Below are 18,223 nucleotides of genomic sequence, written 5' to 3'. Positions count from 1 at the left end.
AACGGGGCCGCTTCCATGAGACTAAACTTTCGTCGACATTATTGTCAACAATTTTGTAGATGATTCAGCTGGAGAGGCGGGACTTCGCGCGGACGGCGAACAGGCTCAGGGCCGCCAGGCCCGCCGCGGCCGCGAAGCCGTAGAAGGGGAGACCGAGATTGCCCGTGGCGGCCAGCCAGCCGCCGAAGACGGGCCCGAAGACCGCGCCCCAGCGTCCGACGCCCGCGGTCCAGCCGATGGAGGTGGCCCGGGCGTTCGCCGGGAAGTACGAACCTGCGGCCGCGTAGACGAGGGTCTGGGCGCTGAACAGGCAGCCGCCGGTGACGAACACGACCGCGTAGGTCAGCACCAGCGGCATCTGGACCGAGAAGACGAGCAGGCCCAGGCAGGTGATGACGAACCACAGGATCGCCACGGCGCGGGCGTTGAACCTGTCCGCCAGGGTGCCCGCGACGAGCATGCCGACGATGCCGCCCGCGTTGATGACGACGAGGAAGGCGATCGCGGCGCCGAGGTCGTAGCCGTTCTCGCGCATGAGGTTCGGGAGCCAGACACTGACGCCGTAGACGAGCATGAGGCCGAAGAAGGTGGTGATCCACAAGAGGATCGTCGACCGCAGCACCGGGCGGGCGAACAGCGCGCGGACGCCGCCGGTCTCCTTGGCCGCCTGCTTCTCCTCGAAGTGCTCCAGGCCGACGCCGTGCTTGGCGAGCATGGCGCGGGCCTGCTCGGTCCGGCCTTTGGCGAGGAGGAACGCGGGCGATTCGGGGAGCATGACGAGCAGCACGGGGAGGACGACGACGAGGGGGAGCGCGCCGAGCCAGAACACCGAGCGCCAGCCGAAGTCGATGGCGAACGTGATGCCGAGGAGCCCGGCGATGACGCCGCCGGCCTGGTGGGCGGTCATGGTGATGGTGACGGCGAGGTTCTTGCGCCGGGCGGGGGCGAACTCCATGGCCATGGCGATGGCGGTGGGCAGCAGCCCACCCAGGCCGAGCCCGGCGATGAAGCGCGTCGCGCCGAACACCTCGACGGTGGGGGCCAGGGCGGTGGCGGCCGAGGCGAGGGAGAAGAGCGTGACCCCGGCGATGAGCACCTTGCGCCGCCCGATCATGTCGGTCAGGGTCCCGGCGGTGAGGGCGCCGATGAGCATGCCGAAGGTGGCGAGGCTCCCCATCGTGCCGATGTCGGCTGGGGTGAAGCCGAATCCCTTGTCCTCCAGCATGATCGGGATGACACCCGAGTAGACGAAGTAGTCGATCCCGTCGAGGAATACGAGGATCCAGCACAGTGCCGTCACCCTGATCGACAGCTTGCTGAGCGCGGCCGGGCCGCTAGTTGTGGTCGTGGGCATCGTTGCCCTCCTGTTCAGTTACGCCGAATGAGCTGACGCTACATCGCCTGAGATCCTGGACACAAGAGCTGTGACTAAATTGTTGACAATTTTGTTCATCAAAAGATTCCGGAGGTCACGGCTACCGGCCCCTGCACTCCAGGCGCGCGGGAGGCGGGTCGCAGATACAATGGCCACAATTTTGTCGCACATCCAGTTGACGCAAGGGGCCTCAGTGACGGCAGCGAAGCAGGACACCGCGAAGCCCGCGACCGTGGCCGAGGCCATCCGCGACGCCATCGTCAGCGGCGACTTCGCCCCCAACCAGCGCCTGGTCGAGGCCGAGCTCTCGGAGCAGTTCGACGCCAGCCGGGCCAACGTGCGCAACGCCTTGGTGCAGTTGGCGACCGAGGGCCTGGTCGAACGCATCCAGAACCGCGGCGCCCGGGTCCGGGCGGTCTCACCTGAGGAAGCCGTGGAGATCACCGAGATCCGCATGGTCCTGGAAGGACTGTGCGCGGCCAAGGCCGCCGAGCGCGCCACCGATGACGACCGCGACGAACTGGCCGCGATCGGCGAGGCCATGGAAGCGGCCGTCAAGAGCGGGGACGTCTTCGGCTACTCCGACCTCAACTCGCGCCTGCACGAGAAGGTCATCGCCCTCAGCGGCCAGAACACGGCCCGGGAGGTCCTGGCCCGGCTGCGCGGCCAGAACGTCCGCCACCAGTTCCGTCTGGCCATGCGCCCCGGCCGCCCCGGCGTCTCGCTCCCCCAGCACCTCGAGATCATCGACGCCATCGCCCGCCAGGACCCCGAAGCCGCCGACGCGGCCATGCGCGCCCACCTGCGCAGCGTCATCCAGGCGCTCACCGAGACGGCCCCCGCCGACCGCTGAGCAGTCGGCCAGCCGACCGAGGCGGCATCCTCGCGGCCGCGGCGCTGCCGCGACCGTGCGGGCGGCACGGCCGGGGAGGGTGCTCCCTTCCCGGCCGCGCCTGTCGATCCTCACTGCCCGTTGCCGCCTCCGCCGCCGGGCATGCCCATGCCCGCCAGCGCTTCGCCTGCGACGACCGTGGTCTCGGCGCCGTCCACCGAGACGGTGTACGTCGCGCCAGCTTCGATTTCCGACGAGGAGTAGACCAGCGAGGCGCCGTCCTTCGTCGCGGTGAAGGACGCGACCTCGTTGCCGTCCGCGTCGGTCACGGTGACCTCGGCTCCGGCCGCGAACGAATCGACGCTGGCGGCGATGAAGGACTGCTCGGACTCGGCGTCCGGGGACTCGCTCATGCCGCCCGAGTCGGTGGCGCGCAGCGTGCCGCCGGAGACGGTGATGCCGCCGTTGGAGTCCAGCGCGCCGTTGCCGCCGTTGGTGGTGCCGTCGACGGTGATGTCGCCGCCGCTGATCTCGGTGCTGCCGTTGGAGTCCAGGCCGTCGCCTTCGGCGTTCACGTAGACGGTGCCGCCGGTGATGCTCAGGATCGAGCCGTCGTCGCCCATGCCCGCGCCGCCCATCTGCGTGCCGCCCGCGTCGGCCTCCTCGGTGGCGCCCGCGGAGGCGTTGAAGCCGTCGTCGGAGCTGGTCACGGAGGTGGTGCCGCCGTTGACGGTGATGAAGTTGGCCTCGATGCCCTCATAGGCCTGCGCCACGGTGACCGCGCCCGCGTCGATCACGAGGTACGTCTCGGCGTGGGCGCCGTCGTCCCCTGAGGACAGTGTCGTCTCGGTGCCGTTGAAGTGGACGGCCCCGTCGGAGTGCACAGCGTCGTCGGCGCTGTCCAGAGTCAGGGTGCCGCCTTCGAGCACTTGCAGCACACCGGATTTGAAGCCCTTCGCGGAGGTGTCAGCGGTCTCGCCGGAGCCGCCGCCGGTGGTCGCGTCCACGGTGCCGCCGGTCATCACGAGGTCGGTCGCGGCCTGGACGCCGTCGGCGCCCGCGGTGATGCCGACCGTGCCGCCGCTGATGAGGACGAAGCCAAAGGCCGCGTCGTCGTCGCGGTCGGACTTCAGGCCGTCGCCGGTGGCGTCCACGGTGACCGTGCCGCCGGAGACGGCGACGTAGTCCTTGCCGCGCACGCCGTCGTCGGCCGCCGTGGCGGTGACGGTGCCGGACTCGATGAGGAGGCCGTCGTTGGAGACGATCGCGTCCCCTGCATTGCCGGTGACCGCGAGCGAGCCGGTGCCGGTGATCGTGAGGTTGCCCTTCGAGAACAGGGCGCCGTCGGCCTCGTCCTCGGTGTCGGCGTAGGTCGCGGCGTCAGTGAGGGTGTTCTCGGTGCCGTCGGCGAGCACCACCGTGAGCTCGTCGACCGCGTATGCGGCGACCGCCGCGCCGGTGGAGGAGGTGATGTCGACGCCGTCGAGGACCAGCTTGACCTTGGCCGCGTCCGCCTGGATCACGATCTGACCGTCCGTGAGGGAGCCGGAGAGCACGTAGGTGCCTTCGGCGGTGATGGTCACGGTCGAGCCGTCCGCCTCGGCGCCTTCGCCGTCGACCGTGGCCGAATCGCCCGAGAGCGTCACGGTGGTGGCCGAGGACGCGTCGTAGTCGGCCCCTTCGGAGGAGTGGACCTCCTCGTTGGCCGCGATCACCGCTTCGGCGGTCTCGGTGCCGTCGGCCTCGGCGGCGGCCGCCACCACGGTGTCCGAGACGGTGTCCTCGGCGGCCGCGGCACTGGACGTGCCGTCCGAACTGCACCCGGCCATGAACGCGGCCGACAGCGCGAACGCCGGGACGGCGAGTGAGAAGCGGCGCAGGGAAACAGGGATCTTCATCGGTATTCAACTCCTTCGAAGTCATTGGGAGGCAGCGGTGCTGCGGCGAAGTGCTCGCGCAGCGCCCGGTGCCACTTGTTCGCGGGCAGGCGCCGGTCGAGTGCGGCCAGACCGGTGCCGTACTTCGAGCAGCGGCCTGGGCGGCGGCCGAGCGACCACAGGGCCCGGTCGGCCTCGCCGGGGCGCTGCCCGGCCTTGGTCTCGACGATCGCCAGGGGCCCTCCGCGCAGTTCGGGGCCCTGCCAGGCCCGCCACGCGAGCTCGGTGTCGACGGTGCAGCGGCTGCCCGAAGCGGGCAGGTACAACGTGGTGCGCCGGTAGGTCGACTCGACGACCGGCACGAGTTCGGACCCCGCCTCGGGGACCCGAGCGGCGGTCAGGGTGTCGTGCACGAAGGCGAGGCCTTCGGGCGTCAGGCGCTCCCGCCTGCCGTCGCCGTAGGCCATGCGCTGCTTGACGGTGGCGCCGCGCGGCCCCTTGGTCTTGACCTCCAGGAAGCGGGCGCCGGTGTCGGCGTAGGTCCGCACGCGGACCTTGAACCGCCGCCGCCTGCTCTGGGCCGTACTCCGGTACCCCTGCAGCCCAGGGGTGTCGAAGTAGAGCGAGTGGTACGCCATCGCACGCCGCCCGCCGATCTCCAGGACCCGCGTCTCCGCGGGCAGCAGCGCCCAGAAGCGGTCGAGCTCGAGTTCGTCCAGTGCGTACTTGCGGTCGACGCGGGTCATGAGCGAGGCGCGGCCGACCAGCTCGTCGAGCGAGATCGGAGCGAAGGTCATCGCTGCATCACCGCCTCCCTGCGTTCGGCTTGCAGGACTTCACCTGCTGGGCGGTTCGGGTCCAGCTTGTAGCGGACCTCGACGAGGGTGATGTCGTTGACCAGGTCGAGCTGGCGGACGTCGGCGCCGGTGACCTTCCCGCCGACCAGCCGCTCGAGGGCGGCGCGCAGCTCGTCCTCGTCGGCGATCGCCCGGTCCAGCCGGACCTCCTGGCTGCGGTGCCGTTGGAACAGCCGCGGGTGGTCGACGATGAACAGCGTCGCCACGACGAGGGCGAAGAGCCCCAAGGTCATCGCGTTCTGCGTGCTCGGCAGGCCGCCGATGAGCCCCAGCGCGAGGGCGGCGAAGTAGTAGGCGACCTCGGTCTGGGTGATCTCGGTCGACCGCAGCCGGATGATCGACAGGACCCCGAACAGGCCGAGGCCGACACCGGCCCCGATCGTCGAGGAGGCCATGATCATCGAGACTGCGAGGACCCCGACGTTGACCGCGAGGAACGCGGTCGCCAGGCCCTTGCGGCGGTGCCGCGGCCAGTAGATTCCGAAGACCATCACGGTGATCGCCACGAGATCCGCGATCACGCCGGTCCATTGCTCGGGCATCGGGTGCCGCCCTTTCATGCGAAGGGCCGCGGTATCGGGGACCGCGGCCGCCGGCGGCTCCCGCCGGTGCAGTCATCCTCAGCGATTCACCTGTGGGTCGACTCGTGTTCACTTTCGAGTTTCGTGAGAGCGGAACGGCACCCCAGGTCAGGGGCGGTAGCACGCGCAAGGATTGTCGACAATTTTGAGACCTAAGTCATCGCGAACCGGTCCGCGCCGCACCGTGAATCTCATGAAATTAGGGTCCACTAATAATTATTAGGACACCCTATTTAGAAGGAGTCGCCGTGCGCCTCGATCGACGTGCCGTCGCCGCCGCCCTCATCTCGGCCGCCGTCCTGCCCCTGATCGGCTGTTCCGCCGACGACGGCGAAGCAGCCGCTGAGACCGCCGAGACCCGGACCTACACCGACGCCTCCGGCGCGGAGGTAGAGATCCCCGCCGCGCCCGAGCGGGTCGTGACGCTCTCCGAGCAGACCCTCGACGGCGCGCTCGCGCTCGGGCTCGCCCCCGTCGGGACCACCGCCGCGCGCGGCCAGGAGACCGTCGCCTCCTACCTCGCCGAGCAGGCCGCCGACGTCCCGGTGGTCGCCACGGTCGCCGAAGCGGACCTCGAGGCCGTACTGGCCGCCGAGCCCGACCTCATCCTCGTCGACTCGACCACCGCCGCCCGCGACCAGGTCGAAGACCTCGCCAAGATCGCCCCCACCGTCTTCGTCTCCGAAGCCGGGACGGACTGGCGCGACGCCTTCACCGCCCTTGCCGACGTGCTCGGTAAGACCGGTGAGGCCGACGAGTTCCTCACCGCGTTCGACGCCGATATCGAAGCGGCCCAGAGCGCTTTCGGCGCGAACACCGGCGCGAGTGTCAGCCTCGTCCGCTGGATGGAGGACGGCGCCCACATCTCCGGGAACTCCGGCCCCGCCGGGCAGGTCCTCGCCGCGCTCGGCTTCACCCGCCCCGAAGGCCAGGACGTCGCGATCGAGGGCAAGACCCCGGCCGTGAGCATGGAGCAGCTCGACACCATCGACGCCGACTGGATGTTCTTCGGCGCCCTCGCGGGCGTCGACGCCGCCGAAGCCGCCTTCGCGACCGCCGAAGCCAACGCGGCCTTCACCAACCTGGAGGCCTACAAGAACGACCGGATCGTGCTCGTCGACGGCTCGGCCTGGAACAGCGCGGGCGGCCCGCTCGCCGTCGCCAGGGTCCTCGACGACATCCAGGCGAACCTCGCCGCGTAGCAGCAGACGACCGGGGCCGGAGCGCATCAGGCGTTCCGGCCCCTGCTCGTGCGCGCCAGGAGCCACGCCAGGTAGAGCCCGCCGAGCGCGGCCGTGCCGACCCCGACCGGCAGTTCGATTCCCGGCAGCGCCCACTGCGCCGCGAAGTCCCCCGCCGACAAGAGGACCGCCCCGCACAGCGCCGAGGACCACAGACCCGGCGTCCCCGCCAGGCGGCGGGCGATCTGCGGCGCGGCCAGCGCGACGAACATGACCGGCCCGGCCGAGACCACGGCGAGGGCGTTCAGGACCACGGCGATCACCAAGGCGGCCAAGCGGATGCGGCCGACCGGGACGCCGAGGCCGGCTGCAGAGGCGTCGCCCATCTCGATCATCCGCATCGGCCGCGCGAGCGCGAGCAGCAGCGGCATGCACACAGCCAGGCCGATCGCGACCGGCCACACGTCGTCCCAGGTCCGGGCGTTCAGGCTCCCGGAGAGCCAGACGGCGGCGCGGTCGGCGTTGTTGGGCTCGGCCACGGCCATGAGGTACGTGTTGAGGGCGGTCATCATGGCGGTCACGCCGATGCCTACGACGATGAGCCGGTCGCCGCTGACACCGCCGCGCCAGGCCAGGAGCAGGACGATGAGGACGGTGCCGAGGCCGCCGAGGACGGCGCCCGCCGCGACGGCGAGGCCGATCCCGTTGAAGGCGATGATCACGACGACCGCGCCGAAGGCCGCGCCGGTGCCGACACCGGTGATGTCGGGGCTGCCCAGGGGGTTGCGCGAGAGGCTCTGCGTGACGGCTCCGGCCGCGCCGAGGGCCATACCGACACCGAGCGCGCACAGGGCGCGCGGCAGCCGGAACTCCACGACGACGAGCCGGTCGAAGTAGTCGCCGGTCCCGGCCAGGGCCGCGACCACCCGGTCGGCGGGGACGGCGTACTCCCCGACGCCGATGCCGAGGACCGCCAGGGCGAGCGCGGCGGCTGCCAGCGCGAGCACACTGAGGAGGGCCCTGGGGTCGAGCCGCAGGGAGTACGGGCCGAGCCTGGCGGCGCGGACGGGTGCTTTCACGGTCATAGCGCGGTGAGCTTTCTTCTGCGCGCCAAGGCGATCAGGACCGGCGCGCCGAGGAACGCCGTGACGAGGCCGACCGGCAGTTCGGAGGTGGGCATGGCGATGCGGCCGAGGATGTCGGCGCCGAGGAGGAGCGCCGGGGCGGCCACCACGGTGCACGCGAGGATGCGGGTCTGGTCGGGGCCCGTGAGGGCCCGCACCGCGAACGGCACGGCGAGGCCGATGAACCCGATCGGTCCGACGGCGGCGGTGGCGGCGCCGCACAGGACGGTCACTGCTGCGCCGCCGAGGAGGCGGGTGCGGCCGGGGCGCGAGCCGACCGCGCGGGCCGCGTCCTCGCCGAGGGCCAGGGCGTTGAGGGGACCGGAGAGTGCGAGCGCGGCGGCGGTTCCGGCGAGGACGAACGGCAGGACCTGGAGCGCGGTCTCGATGCCGCGCGAGGAGAGCGAGCCGACGTCCCAGGCGCGGAACGCGTCGAAGGCCTCGGGGTCGACGAGGAGGACCGCACGGACGACGCCGCCTTGGACGAGTGCGGCGATCGCGGCTCCGGCGAGGACGAGCCGGGTCGGGGTCGCGCCGCCGCGGCTGCCGGTCGAGAGCGCGTAGACGAGCGCGGCCGCGGCCGCCGCGCCGAGCATGGCGGGCCAGACGTAGGCGGTGAACCCGGTGAGGCCGAAGAGCGACACGGAGAGCACGACGGCGAGGGAGGCGCCGGCGTTGACGCCGAGGAGGCCGGGGTCGGCCAGGATGTTGCGGGTCAGGGCCTGCATGAGGGCCCCGGACAGGCCGAGGGCGATCCCGGCTTCGAGGCCGAGGAGGGTGCGCGGCAGGCGCTGGGTGAGGACGATGATGTGCTCGGTGTCATTGGGGTCGTATGAGGTCAGGGCCTCGATGATGACGGCGGGGGCGATGTCGCGGTTGCCGATGGCGATGCTGGCGAGGACGGCCAGGAGCAGTGCTGCGGTGAGGGCGAGCAGCACGGGCGCGAGCGGCCGCCGGGTTCGCGTCGGCGGCGCGGTGGGGGCGGTCATCCGAAGACCGTGCGGAGGGCGTCGGGCATGGTCGCGAGCCAGCAGTACGGGTCATGGCCGCCCGCGTACTCGGTGAGCGTGACGCGGCGGCCTGATTCGTTGAGCGCCTTGTGCATGCGGGCGGTCGGTCCGGCGAGGCGGCCGCCTTCGTCGGTGCCGGTGAGGAGGTGGACGCGGGTGGCGGCGGGGCCGCCGAGGTTGCGGGTGAGCCATTCGGCTTCGGGGGCGTTGGGCCACCAGAAGGAGCCGGAGTGGCTGATGACGGCGCTGAAGCGCCCGGGGTGGCGGCTGGCCGCGTAGACGGCGGCGAGGCCGCCGAAGCTCTGTCCCGCGATGGCGCACGGCCCCGGGGCGAGTGCCGCCAGCCGGTCGGCGAAGGCCGGGTCGCAGGTGTAGTCGGCGGTGCGGGTGTCCCCGGCGTCGACCATGACCGCCCTGAGTGGAGGGATGGCACGGGCGGCGATGAGGTTGTCGAGGAGGGTCGGCAGGTCGGCCTTCCAGCGTTCGCCGTCGAGCATGAGGAGGGTCTGCTCGGCGCCGCCGGTCGGCTCGTAGAGCGTGAGGTCGCCGTCGCGGGTGAGCGTGTGGCGGACCGGCCCGGGGTCGAGCCAGCGCGGCCGCCCCGGGACGTCGGCGATGCTGCGGCCCAGCCAGATCACGGGGTTGAGCGGGTCGGGACCGGTCTCGCCGTCGACTTCGAAGCAGTACGAGGCGCGCCAGTCGGCCCGGACCCGGAAGGTCTGCCAGCGCAGGTCGGTCCCGGGACAGGGTGCCATGACGGCGGCGCGCGCGCCCTGGGTGAGCTTGTTCGCCAGGAGCCTCACCTCGGACGAGGGGGTACCGCGCCAGACGAAGGTCACCGCGCGGTGCCCGGGGTCGCCGGGGATCGGCCTGACCAGGGGCGCCGCCGAATCCCGGTCCCAGGACTCGATGCCGAAGGCCTCCAAGGTCTCCGGTTCGGCCGCCCGGGGCATCCCGGGCGGCCGGTCGGCATTCAGATCCCGGCCGGGGCGGGTTCGGTTCGGCACCCTGATCACTCCATGAATTAGGCTCGCCTAACAAAATGTAGGGGAGTCTAACTACACCCGCCCGAGGCACTTAACCGGGGACGGCCGGGAGTGCACGGAAGGCGTTCGCCGCTCTATCCATGCGGACTTGGCCCTCGGTCCCCGAATCGAGGACCGTGTTCCGCTTCGACTGCGGATCGCACATAACGGTGGTGACCGCGAGGCGCTCCGCGTCATCGGTCGCGAGCAGGGCGTCCACTTGCGCCGCGTAGGCGGAGTCGTTCGCCTTGCCGCGGACGTCCATCGACACGACGTGGTTCGTGGCGACGTAGTTCGCCTCCCCCGCCTTCAGGCGGATGATGACGGGCGCCGCTCCCGCCGGGCGGACCCTGTCGGCGTCGACGATCGCGGAGAAGTGGTTCCCGATGACCGAGTTGCCGCTGCCGCTGACGTGGAGCAGCCCGAAGTCGTCGTCGAGTCCGTTGTCGACCCCGAAGAAGGGGGCCCAGGGTTCATGGTCCCGCAGGAAGTGGTTCGAGCCGACCAGGTTCTCCGAGCTGCCCTCCAGTACGACCATGCCGGGGTAGAAGGAGTGCAGCCGGTTCCCGGTGATGCTCGACCTCGTCACCCCTTCGAGGCGGACACTGCTTGCGCCGCGGGGAAAGACGTTGTTCGCGGTGATCAAGAGCCCGCCATGGTGTTCCGCGTAGATCGAGTGGCCGCCCGGACCGGCCCCGATCAGGTTGTCGGTGATCTTGGAGGCCTGGCCCCAGCCGCGCAGTTCGATGCAGCTGCCGCATTCGGCGATGAAGTTGTCGTGGATCGAGAGCGCGTCCGCGTTGTAGACGGTGAGGGCGTGCTCGAGGTAGACGAAGCCCATGCCGCTGATGCGGAACGAGTCGTTGGCGTCCGCGACATGGATGCCGCTCTTGCCGTTGATGTAGGTGTTCTCCGGGTCGAGCCCCGACCCGTCCGCGGCGAAGTGCAGCCCGTCGATGCAGAAGTCCGCGAACTCGACCGAGCTGATCCGCGGGTTCCCGCTCCGTGCGACGAGGAAGGCCGCGCCCGCGGCCTCCTCGTCCCCCGGGGGCAGGTCGACGAGGATGCGGCTGCCCCCGGGCCACAGCTCGTGCAGGTCCGGCCACTCGTCCTCGGGCACGTTGAAGCGGATGCTCGACGACGTGAACCCGTGTCCGGCGCCTTCGATCCGCAGGAAGCTGATGTCGATCAGCACCTGCGTGCGGAGGCGGTAGTCCCCGGGCGGCAGGTAGACCACCGCTCCGGGCTTGCCGCCGTCGTGCTCGTCGGTGGCTTTCTGGCGGCTCTTGATATCGGCGATGATGCTGTTGAGCACCTCGCCGACGTCCTCGGCCGCATTGCCGACGGGCCACTGCGTGACGTCGTAGTAGTTGGCAGTCGGCGTGGAGGTTCGCTCCGGCAGTGTCTCGGGCCGGACGGTCTCGGGCTGGGCCGTCTCGTCGATGGCGAGTCGGCCGTCGACCCATCGGACCGGTTGCGGGTCGGTGATCTCGCCGATCCAGTCGCCGTCCTCGGTGTTGCGGAACGCCAGGAAGCACCACTGCCCCTTGCGGTCCTGCACGAGCCGGCCGACGTAGCGGCGCTCGTCGGTGATGCGGTAGGCCTCCCCCAGCGGGAACGGCCCCGTCATCGAGTCGATCGGGAAGGCCCAGACGCCGCCCACGGGGTCCCCGTCCCGGCGGCCTCGGGCCAGTTCGGAACCGAGGCAGGAGAACAGCCCGACCGGGGTGCCGTCGACGACGGCGGTCTGGACCACCTCGATGTGCCCGAATCCGGCGCCCGGCTCGGACAGCGGGGGCTGGACGGTCCAGTGGGCCAGGTCCGGTGAGGTCGCGTGCCCGATCACGCCCCGGTCGTCCGCCGCGCCGCGGTTCGCGCGCGCGGTGGTCAGCATGTGCCAGCCGTCCTGGTCGCGGAACACCCACGGGTCGCGCCACGCCTGGTCCGGCCACTGCCGGGTCGCGGCCGTCTCGTACCAGCGGGCGTCCGGTTCGAGCACCTGCCGCTCGGGTTCGCGGCGCCAGGTGAAGAGGTCGTCGGAGACGACGGAGCTGATCCGCTGCTCGAGACCGTCTTCGGCGCGGCTGACCGCCGTGTAGAACATCCGCCACCGGCCGTCGTCGTCGCGGACGACGGACCCGGTCCAGGTCGCGAGGTCGTCGAAGGCGGGGGCGTCGTCCGGGATGACCGCGTCGGCGTGCTCGGTCCACGTCGTCAGGTCGGTCGAGGTCGCGTGGCCGATCACGGCGCGCCAGTGCCGCCGGTCGGGATCGAGGAGCGCCCGGGACGCTTTCAGGAAGAACAGGTGGTAGCGGTCGCCGTCGTCGGCGATCCAGAAGTCCCACACCCAAGATGAGGCGAGTCGAAGCATGTTGTCAGGCCTTTCAGGGCTCTCGGGGCGCGGCGACGGAACCGCGGACGACCAGTGGGCAGTGGAGACGGGTCGGACCGCCGGGGTCGGGCTCGGTGTCCCCGCTGAGCAGGTGCACGAGCTTCTCGACGGCCCACTCCCCCATCTCGTAGTGCGGGAGCGCCACCGTGGTGAGGCCGGGGAACAGGTTCGCGGCGATGAGCTCCTGATTGTCGAAGCCCACAATGGACAGATCTCGCGGGATGTCGAGGCCCAGCTCGGCCGCGGCCCGGTAGGCGCCCATCGCCATCCGGTCGTTGTAGCAGAACAGGGCGGTCGGCCGGTCGGGCCCGGCGAGCACCTCCCGCGCGAGCGCGTAGCCGGGCAGGGTCTCCGACGGCGCCTGGAGGATCAGGTGCTCGTCGACCGGGATGCCGTGCCGGTGCAGCACTTTCTTGTAGCCGATCAGCCGTTCGTGCGTGGCCGGCACGTCGTCGTCGTTGTTGAGGAACCCGATGCGCCGGTGACCGGCCTCGACGAGGTGGGTGACGGCGGCGACCGCGCCGCCCACCTCGTCGGGGACGACCGCGGGCACGACGCCGTCCCGGTCGGTAGAGTCGATCAGCACCGCGGGCACGCCGCGGAGGTTCGCGGGAACGGCGATCTCGCGGTGGTACATCGTCGCGTACAGGACCGCCTCGACCTGCCGGTCGATCAGTGTTGCGACGTCGTCCTCGTGCGAGCCGCCGCTGGATTCCCGCTCGGTGTTGACGATGACCAGGGTCAGGTCGTGGGCACGGGCCGCCTCCTGCGCGCCGAGGATGATCCGGCCCGCGTGCGGGGTCGTCGCGATCTCCTCGCTGAGCAGTCCGATCAGTCCGGACCGGTTGGTGCGCAGCGCCCGCGCCGCCCGGTTGGGGCCGTAACCGAGCTGGGCCGCCGCCTCGCGGACCCGCGCCCGCGTCTCCGCCGAGACCCGGGTCTGCGGCGTGTCGTTGAGGACATGGGACACCGTAGTAATCGATACCCCGGCCAGCCGGGCCACGTCCCGGATGCCGACTCCGTTCACCGCCACTGTCGTCTCCTGCCTGCTCGCCTTCGGTTGCGTCCGTTCATCCTTTCACCGCGCCCAGGGTCAGGCCCGCGACGATGTGGCGCTGGAGCGTGAGGGTGAGCAGGATGACCGGGAGCGAGTAGACGGCGGCGAGCGCCGTCATGGCGCCCCAGTCGAGCCCGAACTGCGTCTGGAAGTTCGCGATCACAATGGGCGTCGTCTGCGCGCGCACCGAGGTGAGCAGCAGCGCGAACAGGAACTCGTTCCAAGAGGCGAGGAACGCGAAGATCGCCGTCACCGCCAGGCCGCCGGACACCACCGGCAGGACGACCCGCCAGAGCGCCCCGAGCCGCGACGCACCGTCCATCTTCGCGGCCTCCTCGAGCTCGTCGGGGACGGCCTCGAAGAAGCTCGCCATGAGCCAGATCGAGAGCGGGAGCGAGATCGTCGTGTGGGCGATCGCGAGGGCGAACGAGGTGTCGCCGATCCCCAAGGCGCGCATCGTCTCCACCAGCGGGGCGCCGATCGCGATGGTCGGCACCATCCGGGTGACGAGCGCCGCGAGCACGAACACCCGGCCGCTCGGCGTGCGGTACCTGGTGACCGCGTAGGCCGCCGGAACCGCGAGCACCAGGGAGATCAGCGTGCTGAGCACTGCGGTCACGACACTGTTGATCAGCGCCGGAGCGACGCCTTCCTTCGTCAGGGCCGCAATGTAGTTCTCCAGCGTCCACGCGTGCGGGACCACCGACGGGGGCACCGCGATCGCTTCGCTCGGGGGCTTGAAGGAGGTGAGCAGGAGGTAGATGAACGGGAAGCCGTACAGCACCAGGATGACTGCGAGCAGGACGCAGAGGATCGCCTTCGTCGACCGGCGACGGGTCTCGAGGCCGTTCATCGGGCCTCCCCCGGCCGCCAGATCGCCATGACGGCCACGGCCGCGACGAGGAGCATCCCGATCAGGTAGATCGTGCCCATCGCGCTGGCCAGTCCGATGTCGCCGTAGCGGGTCATGGTGCGGTAGATGAGCAGGCTGAGCGTGGTCGTGCTCTCCTGCGGACCGCCGTTGGTCTGGATGAGGATGATGTCGAACGCGCGGGCCGCGTCGATGCCGCGCACGATGAGCGCGACGGCGATCACGGGGCGCAGCAGCGGGATGATCACCCGGAACAGCATCGTCGGGTACCGCGCTCCGTCGATGCGGGCGGCCTCCAGGATCTCGCCCGGGATGGTCTGCAGTCCGGCGAAGAGCACGAGGGTGATGAACGAGGTCGTCAGCCAGACGTCCGGGAGGGCGACCGAGAAGAGCGCGATCGTCGGGTCGCTCAGCCAGCCGACCTGGCTCGAGCTCTTGAGGACGCCGGCCCGGAAGAGGAGCTCGTTGACGATGCCGAAGTTGTCGATGAGCAGGAACCGCCACAGCAGCCCGGCCACGACGGGCGCGATCATCAACGGGTACATGAAGACCGTGCGGAACACGGTCGAGCGCCGGCCCAGTGCCGCGAAGATCAGTGCGACGGCGAGACCGAGCGCGAACTCCAGCGCGACGACGACGACCGTGTAGACGACCGTGCGGAGCGACGCGCCCTGGAACGAGGCCGAGGCGAACGCCTCCATGAAGTTCTGGAGGCCGACCGGGGTGCGGGGTCCGCCCGCGATCGGCGAGATGTCGTAGAAGGCGTTCGAGACGAACCGGACGAGCGGCCAGAGCACGAAGGCCGCGAGGAAGAGGGCTGCCGGCGCCATGAGCAGCAGGGCGAACCGGCGATCGGTGACACGCACAGTGGAGGGTCTTTCTAGTCGGACGGGGTGGCCGCCGCTCCGAGCGGCGGCCACCGATGCGGAGCGGCTACTGGAGGATCGCCTCGATCTGCGCCTCCGCCTCCTTCAGCAGGGCGGCGTTGTCCGCCCCGGGCTCGACGGCCTTCTGCAGCATGGGCGTGAGCACGGTGTCGACGATCTCCTGCCACTGCGGGGTCGCCGGGCGGGCGCGGGTGGCCGGAGCGTTGAGCGTCTCGAGGATGGCGGGGTAGTTCTCCCTGCCGGGGACGCCCGCCTGCGACTCGAACGCCGAGATGCGCGCGGCCAGACCGAGCGGCGTGTCGATCGACAGTTCGTTGTGCTCGTAGGCGAAGGCGATGAAGTCCTTCGCCAGCTCCTGCTTCGTCCCCGCCTTGGGCACGGAGAGGTACCAGGCGCCGGGCACCCCGGCGACGCCGCCGGCACCCGCGATCATCGGGGCCGCACCGATCTGGCCCGCGACGGGCGAGTCGTCCGGGGTCTGGGTGTAGGCGTGGCCCCAGAACCGCATCATGGCGAGCTGCCCCTGGTAGAAGAGGTTCTGCGCTCCGGCCCAGTCCAGCTGCGCCGACCCGGCGGGGGCGTACGGCAGCAGGCTCGTGTAGTAGTCGAGCGCCGCCAGGTGCTCGGCGTCATTGATGTGGACCTCGCCGGTCTCCGGGTCGAGGACCATGTGCTCCTCGCCGGTCTGCGAGACCGTGGCGAGCCACTCGGTCTCTACGGCGCCCTTGACATCGGTGCCGTAGAGGTCGATCTGGCCGTCGCCGTCGGTGTCGCGCGTGAAGAACTCCGCGGCGTCGCGGTACTGCTCCCAGGTCGTCGGCGGCGCGAGCGGGTAGCCGTACTCGGCCTCGAAGTCGGCCTGGTTCTGCGGGTCCCCGAACAGGTCGGTGCGGTAGTAGAGGATCTCGGTGTTGGTGAAGACCGGCATGCCGACGAACTCGCCGCCGACCTGCGCCTCGCTCACGAGGCCCGGGAACAGGTCCGCCTTCACGTCCTCAGTGAACAGGTCGCCGAGGGGCGAGACGCCGTCGGCGAACGCGCTCAGCCAGATCGCGTCGAGGGCGGCGACGTCGAAGGACACGCTGCCCGATCCGAGCTCGGACTGGACGCGGTCGTACAGGCCGTCGTACGGGAGCTCGACGAGGGTGACCGTCGTTCCCGTCTGCTCCTTGTAGAGGTCGGCGATCGGCTGCAGTTCCGCCAGTCCGCCGCCCTCGACGACGACGGTGAGCTCGTCCGCCGCGGCGCTGCCGCCGGCGCCGCAGCTCGAGAGCGCGAGCATGCCCGCCGTCGCGGCGGCGGTGGCGAGGGCTGCGGTCCGGACACGACCGCTGGTATCGCGAAGCGACATCACTTCGACTCCGTTCTTGTAGCAGCACTGCTACGTGCGAGGGGCCACCGTAGGCGTGGGTGACAAAACGTTTTGACAAAACGTTCTGGCACGAGTCTGCGTCGCAGGATCAGCGGCTGTCAATGCCAAACACTGAAAAAATTTCGCCAAAATCGTTTGGCGCATTGCCTCGTGAAGCGGCCAGACCTAACATCAGTCCGACACGATGCCAAATCCATTTGGCTCCCCGCCCCCTCAACGAAGACGGAGCACCATGAGCGCCAGAGCGACCGGCCTCAACCGCCGCACCCTCATCCTCGCCGCGGGCGCCAGCGGCGTCCTCGCGGCGCTCGGCGCGCCGCGGCCCGCCCGCGCTGAACCGGCCCCCGCGCAGGAGGCCGCACCCCAGGAGCGACCGCACCGCACGCTCCTCGGCGTGGTCTAACTAGACCGCCGCCCCGCATACAGCATCGACCTCGACGAAGCGGAGACCGCTATGCCCTCGACCATCTACGACGTGACCACCTGGACCATCCCCGGCAGCCCCGGCACGACCGCGTACACCGACATCGGCGCCGTCGTGAACAGCATCATCGCCGACATCAAGGCGAACCAGCCCGACCAGGCCTCGAAGCCCGGCGCCGTCGTCTACATCCCGCCGGGCGACTACTCGCTGAAGACCCGCATCGTCATCGACATCAGCTACCTGCAGATCAAGGGCTCCGGGCACGGGTTCACCTCCTCGAGCATCCGCTACAACAGCGGCGACACCTCCGGCTGGTGGGAGGTCTGGCCCGGCGGCAGCCGCATCAAGGTCGAGAACACCGACGGGAACGCGGAGGCGATCCTCATCAGCCGCAGCGGGTCGCCGCGCCTGAGCTCGATCGAACTGGTCGACTTCTGCCTGGACGGGCTCTCGTTCACCCCGGACCAGAACAGCTACCGCAACGGCAAGACCGGCGTGCGCTCCACGAGCGACACCGACTCGCTGCGCATCGCCGGCATGGGCCTGGTCTACCTCGAACGCGGGGTCGTCCTCACCGGCGTCGACGCGTTGCAGCTCAACGGCAACTTCATCGCCGAGTGCGGCAGCTGCGTCGAACTCGTGGGCTCCGGGCAGGCCACGATGGTCAACGGCAACCACCTCGGCGCGGGGCCGGCGGGATTCTCGCTCTTCGCCGAAGGGCACTTCGGGCTCGTCGTGTCGGGCAACAACGTCTTCCCGCGCGGCAAGAGCTCAGTGCACCTGAAGAACTGCAACGACAGCGCCGTCTCGGCGAACCGCCTCCACTCGTTCTCGTCCGGCATGGTGACCCTCGAAGGCGACTGCCGCAGCAACCTCATCGGCGCGAACCACTTCCTGCGCAACCGCGAATCGTTCGGCCCGTTCCAGAGCGTGCCGCTCACGACCGACGACCTGTTCGGGCTGGTCCACATCAATGGCAGCGGCAACACCGTCACGGGCAACCACTTCACGTACGACGTGCCCTCCGGTTCCATCACCCCCTCGGGGGCGGTGCCCACCGTAGTCCTGGTGAAGTCGGGGAGCGGCAACTACCTGGCGATGAACCACCACGTCGCGAACGTGGGCGTCCGGTCGGCCGTGCTCGACGGCAGCACGACGAACACGAAGGTGCTCGACTCCGGGACGACCGCCGAGTTCCAGGCGCTCTCCGGGGCGACCTACGGATTCCGCCCGACACCGTAGCGTGCCGCCCGCAAGTGGGGGGGGGGGGGGGGGGGGGGGGGGGGGGGGGGGTGGGGGTGGTGGGGGGGGGGGGGGGGGGGGGGGGGGGGGGGGGGGGGGGGGGTGGGGGGGGGGGG

At 70.5% G+C, this 18,223-nt stretch carries 16 protein-coding genes and 1 pseudogene; 4 read left to right on the top strand and 13 right to left on the bottom strand.

The window, feature by feature from the left end; genetic code table 11:
- Positions 1-64 precede the first annotated feature (64 nt).
- On the bottom strand, positions 65-1,354 hold the full coding sequence (locus ACZ60M_RS12375) for an MFS transporter (protein ID WP_465417444.1): 1,290 nt from the start codon (positions 1,352-1,354) through the stop codon (positions 65-67).
- Positions 1,355-1,568: 214 nt separating this feature from the next.
- Between ACZ60M_RS12375 and ACZ60M_RS12370 the strand changes: the two genes are divergently transcribed.
- On the top strand, positions 1,569-2,228 hold the full coding sequence (locus ACZ60M_RS12370) for a GntR family transcriptional regulator (protein WP_465417442.1): 660 nt from the start codon (positions 1,569-1,571) through the stop codon (positions 2,226-2,228).
- 110 nt (positions 2,229-2,338) lie between these two features.
- Here ACZ60M_RS12370 and ACZ60M_RS12365 read toward each other — a convergent pair whose 3' ends face one another.
- Genes ACZ60M_RS12365 through ACZ60M_RS12355 form a run of 3 tightly spaced genes read right to left on the bottom strand, consistent with a single transcriptional unit; the run spans position 2,339 to position 5,483 of the window.
- Positions 2,339-4,105 carry a carbohydrate-binding domain-containing protein gene (locus tag ACZ60M_RS12365; protein ID WP_465417441.1) on the bottom strand — a complete coding sequence of 589 codons (1,767 nt, stop codon included), beginning with the start codon at positions 4,103-4,105 and terminating at the stop codon, positions 2,339-2,341.
- On the bottom strand, positions 4,102-4,881 hold the full coding sequence (locus ACZ60M_RS12360; RefSeq protein ID WP_465417439.1) for a polyphosphate polymerase domain-containing protein: 780 nt from the start codon (positions 4,879-4,881) through the stop codon (positions 4,102-4,104). Before ACZ60M_RS12360 ends, ACZ60M_RS12365 begins: the two co-directional genes overlap by 4 nt.
- Complete coding sequence (locus tag ACZ60M_RS12355; protein WP_465417438.1) at positions 4,878-5,483, bottom strand: DUF4956 domain-containing protein; 606 nt, start codon at positions 5,481-5,483, stop codon at positions 4,878-4,880. The genes ACZ60M_RS12360 and ACZ60M_RS12355 overlap by 4 nt, the downstream gene beginning before the upstream one ends.
- A gap of 287 nt (positions 5,484-5,770) precedes the next feature.
- On the opposite strand from ACZ60M_RS12355, the gene ACZ60M_RS12350 reads away from it, so the two are divergent.
- Positions 5,771-6,724, top strand: a complete 954-nt coding sequence (locus tag ACZ60M_RS12350; protein ID WP_465417436.1) for an ABC transporter substrate-binding protein — start codon at positions 5,771-5,773, stop codon at positions 6,722-6,724.
- 26 nt (positions 6,725-6,750) lie between these two features.
- Here ACZ60M_RS12350 and ACZ60M_RS12345 read toward each other — a convergent pair whose 3' ends face one another.
- The 9 genes and pseudogenes from ACZ60M_RS12345 to ACZ60M_RS12305 form a co-directional block, all read right to left on the bottom strand.
- On the bottom strand, positions 6,751-7,788 hold the full coding sequence (locus ACZ60M_RS12345; RefSeq protein ID WP_465417434.1) for a FecCD family ABC transporter permease: 1,038 nt from the start codon (positions 7,786-7,788) through the stop codon (positions 6,751-6,753).
- Positions 7,785-8,816, bottom strand: a complete 1,032-nt coding sequence (locus tag ACZ60M_RS12340) for a FecCD family ABC transporter permease (RefSeq protein ID WP_465417432.1) — start codon at positions 8,814-8,816, stop codon at positions 7,785-7,787. Before ACZ60M_RS12340 ends, ACZ60M_RS12345 begins: the two co-directional genes overlap by 4 nt.
- Positions 8,813-9,844 carry an alpha/beta hydrolase-fold protein gene (locus tag ACZ60M_RS12335; protein WP_465417431.1) on the bottom strand — a complete coding sequence of 344 codons (1,032 nt, stop codon included), beginning with the start codon at positions 9,842-9,844 and terminating at the stop codon, positions 8,813-8,815. The genes ACZ60M_RS12340 and ACZ60M_RS12335 overlap by 4 nt, the downstream gene beginning before the upstream one ends.
- Positions 9,845-9,914: 70 nt before the next feature.
- Positions 9,915-11,264: a NosD domain-containing protein gene (locus ACZ60M_RS12330; protein ID WP_465417567.1), complete on the bottom strand. Its 1,350-nt coding sequence runs from the start codon at positions 11,262-11,264 to the stop codon at positions 9,915-9,917.
- A 381-nt stretch (positions 11,265-11,645) separates the two neighbouring features.
- A pseudogene (locus tag ACZ60M_RS12325) lies at positions 11,646-12,233 on the bottom strand (glycosyl hydrolase family 32); the annotation flags it as partial.
- A 13-nt stretch (positions 12,234-12,246) separates the two neighbouring features.
- Positions 12,247-13,287, bottom strand: a complete 1,041-nt coding sequence (locus ACZ60M_RS12320; RefSeq protein WP_465417429.1) for a LacI family DNA-binding transcriptional regulator — start codon at positions 13,285-13,287, stop codon at positions 12,247-12,249.
- A gap of 37 nt (positions 13,288-13,324) precedes the next feature.
- Positions 13,325-14,164, bottom strand: coding sequence for a carbohydrate ABC transporter permease (locus tag ACZ60M_RS12315; protein ID WP_465417427.1), 840 nt, complete (start codon positions 14,162-14,164; stop codon positions 13,325-13,327).
- Positions 14,161-15,048, bottom strand: a complete 888-nt coding sequence (locus ACZ60M_RS12310; RefSeq protein ID WP_465417425.1) for a carbohydrate ABC transporter permease — start codon at positions 15,046-15,048, stop codon at positions 14,161-14,163. The genes ACZ60M_RS12315 and ACZ60M_RS12310 overlap by 4 nt, the downstream gene beginning before the upstream one ends.
- Before the next feature lie 67 nt (positions 15,049-15,115).
- Positions 15,116-16,420 carry an ABC transporter substrate-binding protein gene (locus ACZ60M_RS12305; RefSeq protein ID WP_465417423.1) on the bottom strand — a complete coding sequence of 435 codons (1,305 nt, stop codon included), beginning with the start codon at positions 16,418-16,420 and terminating at the stop codon, positions 15,116-15,118.
- 253 nt (positions 16,421-16,673) lie between these two features.
- Here ACZ60M_RS12305 and ACZ60M_RS12300 point away from each other — a divergent pair, with 253 nt between their 5' ends.
- On the top strand, positions 16,674-16,844 hold the full coding sequence (locus ACZ60M_RS12300; protein WP_465417421.1) for a hypothetical protein: 171 nt from the start codon (positions 16,674-16,676) through the stop codon (positions 16,842-16,844).
- Between the two features lie 51 nt (positions 16,845-16,895).
- Positions 16,896-18,107: a NosD domain-containing protein gene (locus ACZ60M_RS12295; RefSeq protein WP_465417419.1), complete on the top strand. Its 1,212-nt coding sequence runs from the start codon at positions 16,896-16,898 to the stop codon at positions 18,105-18,107.
- Positions 18,108-18,223: the final 116 nt, after the last annotated feature.

The organism is Glycomyces sp. NPDC050141, from assembly GCF_055586545.1.
This window is presented reverse-complemented; position numbering and strand designations above follow the sequence as displayed.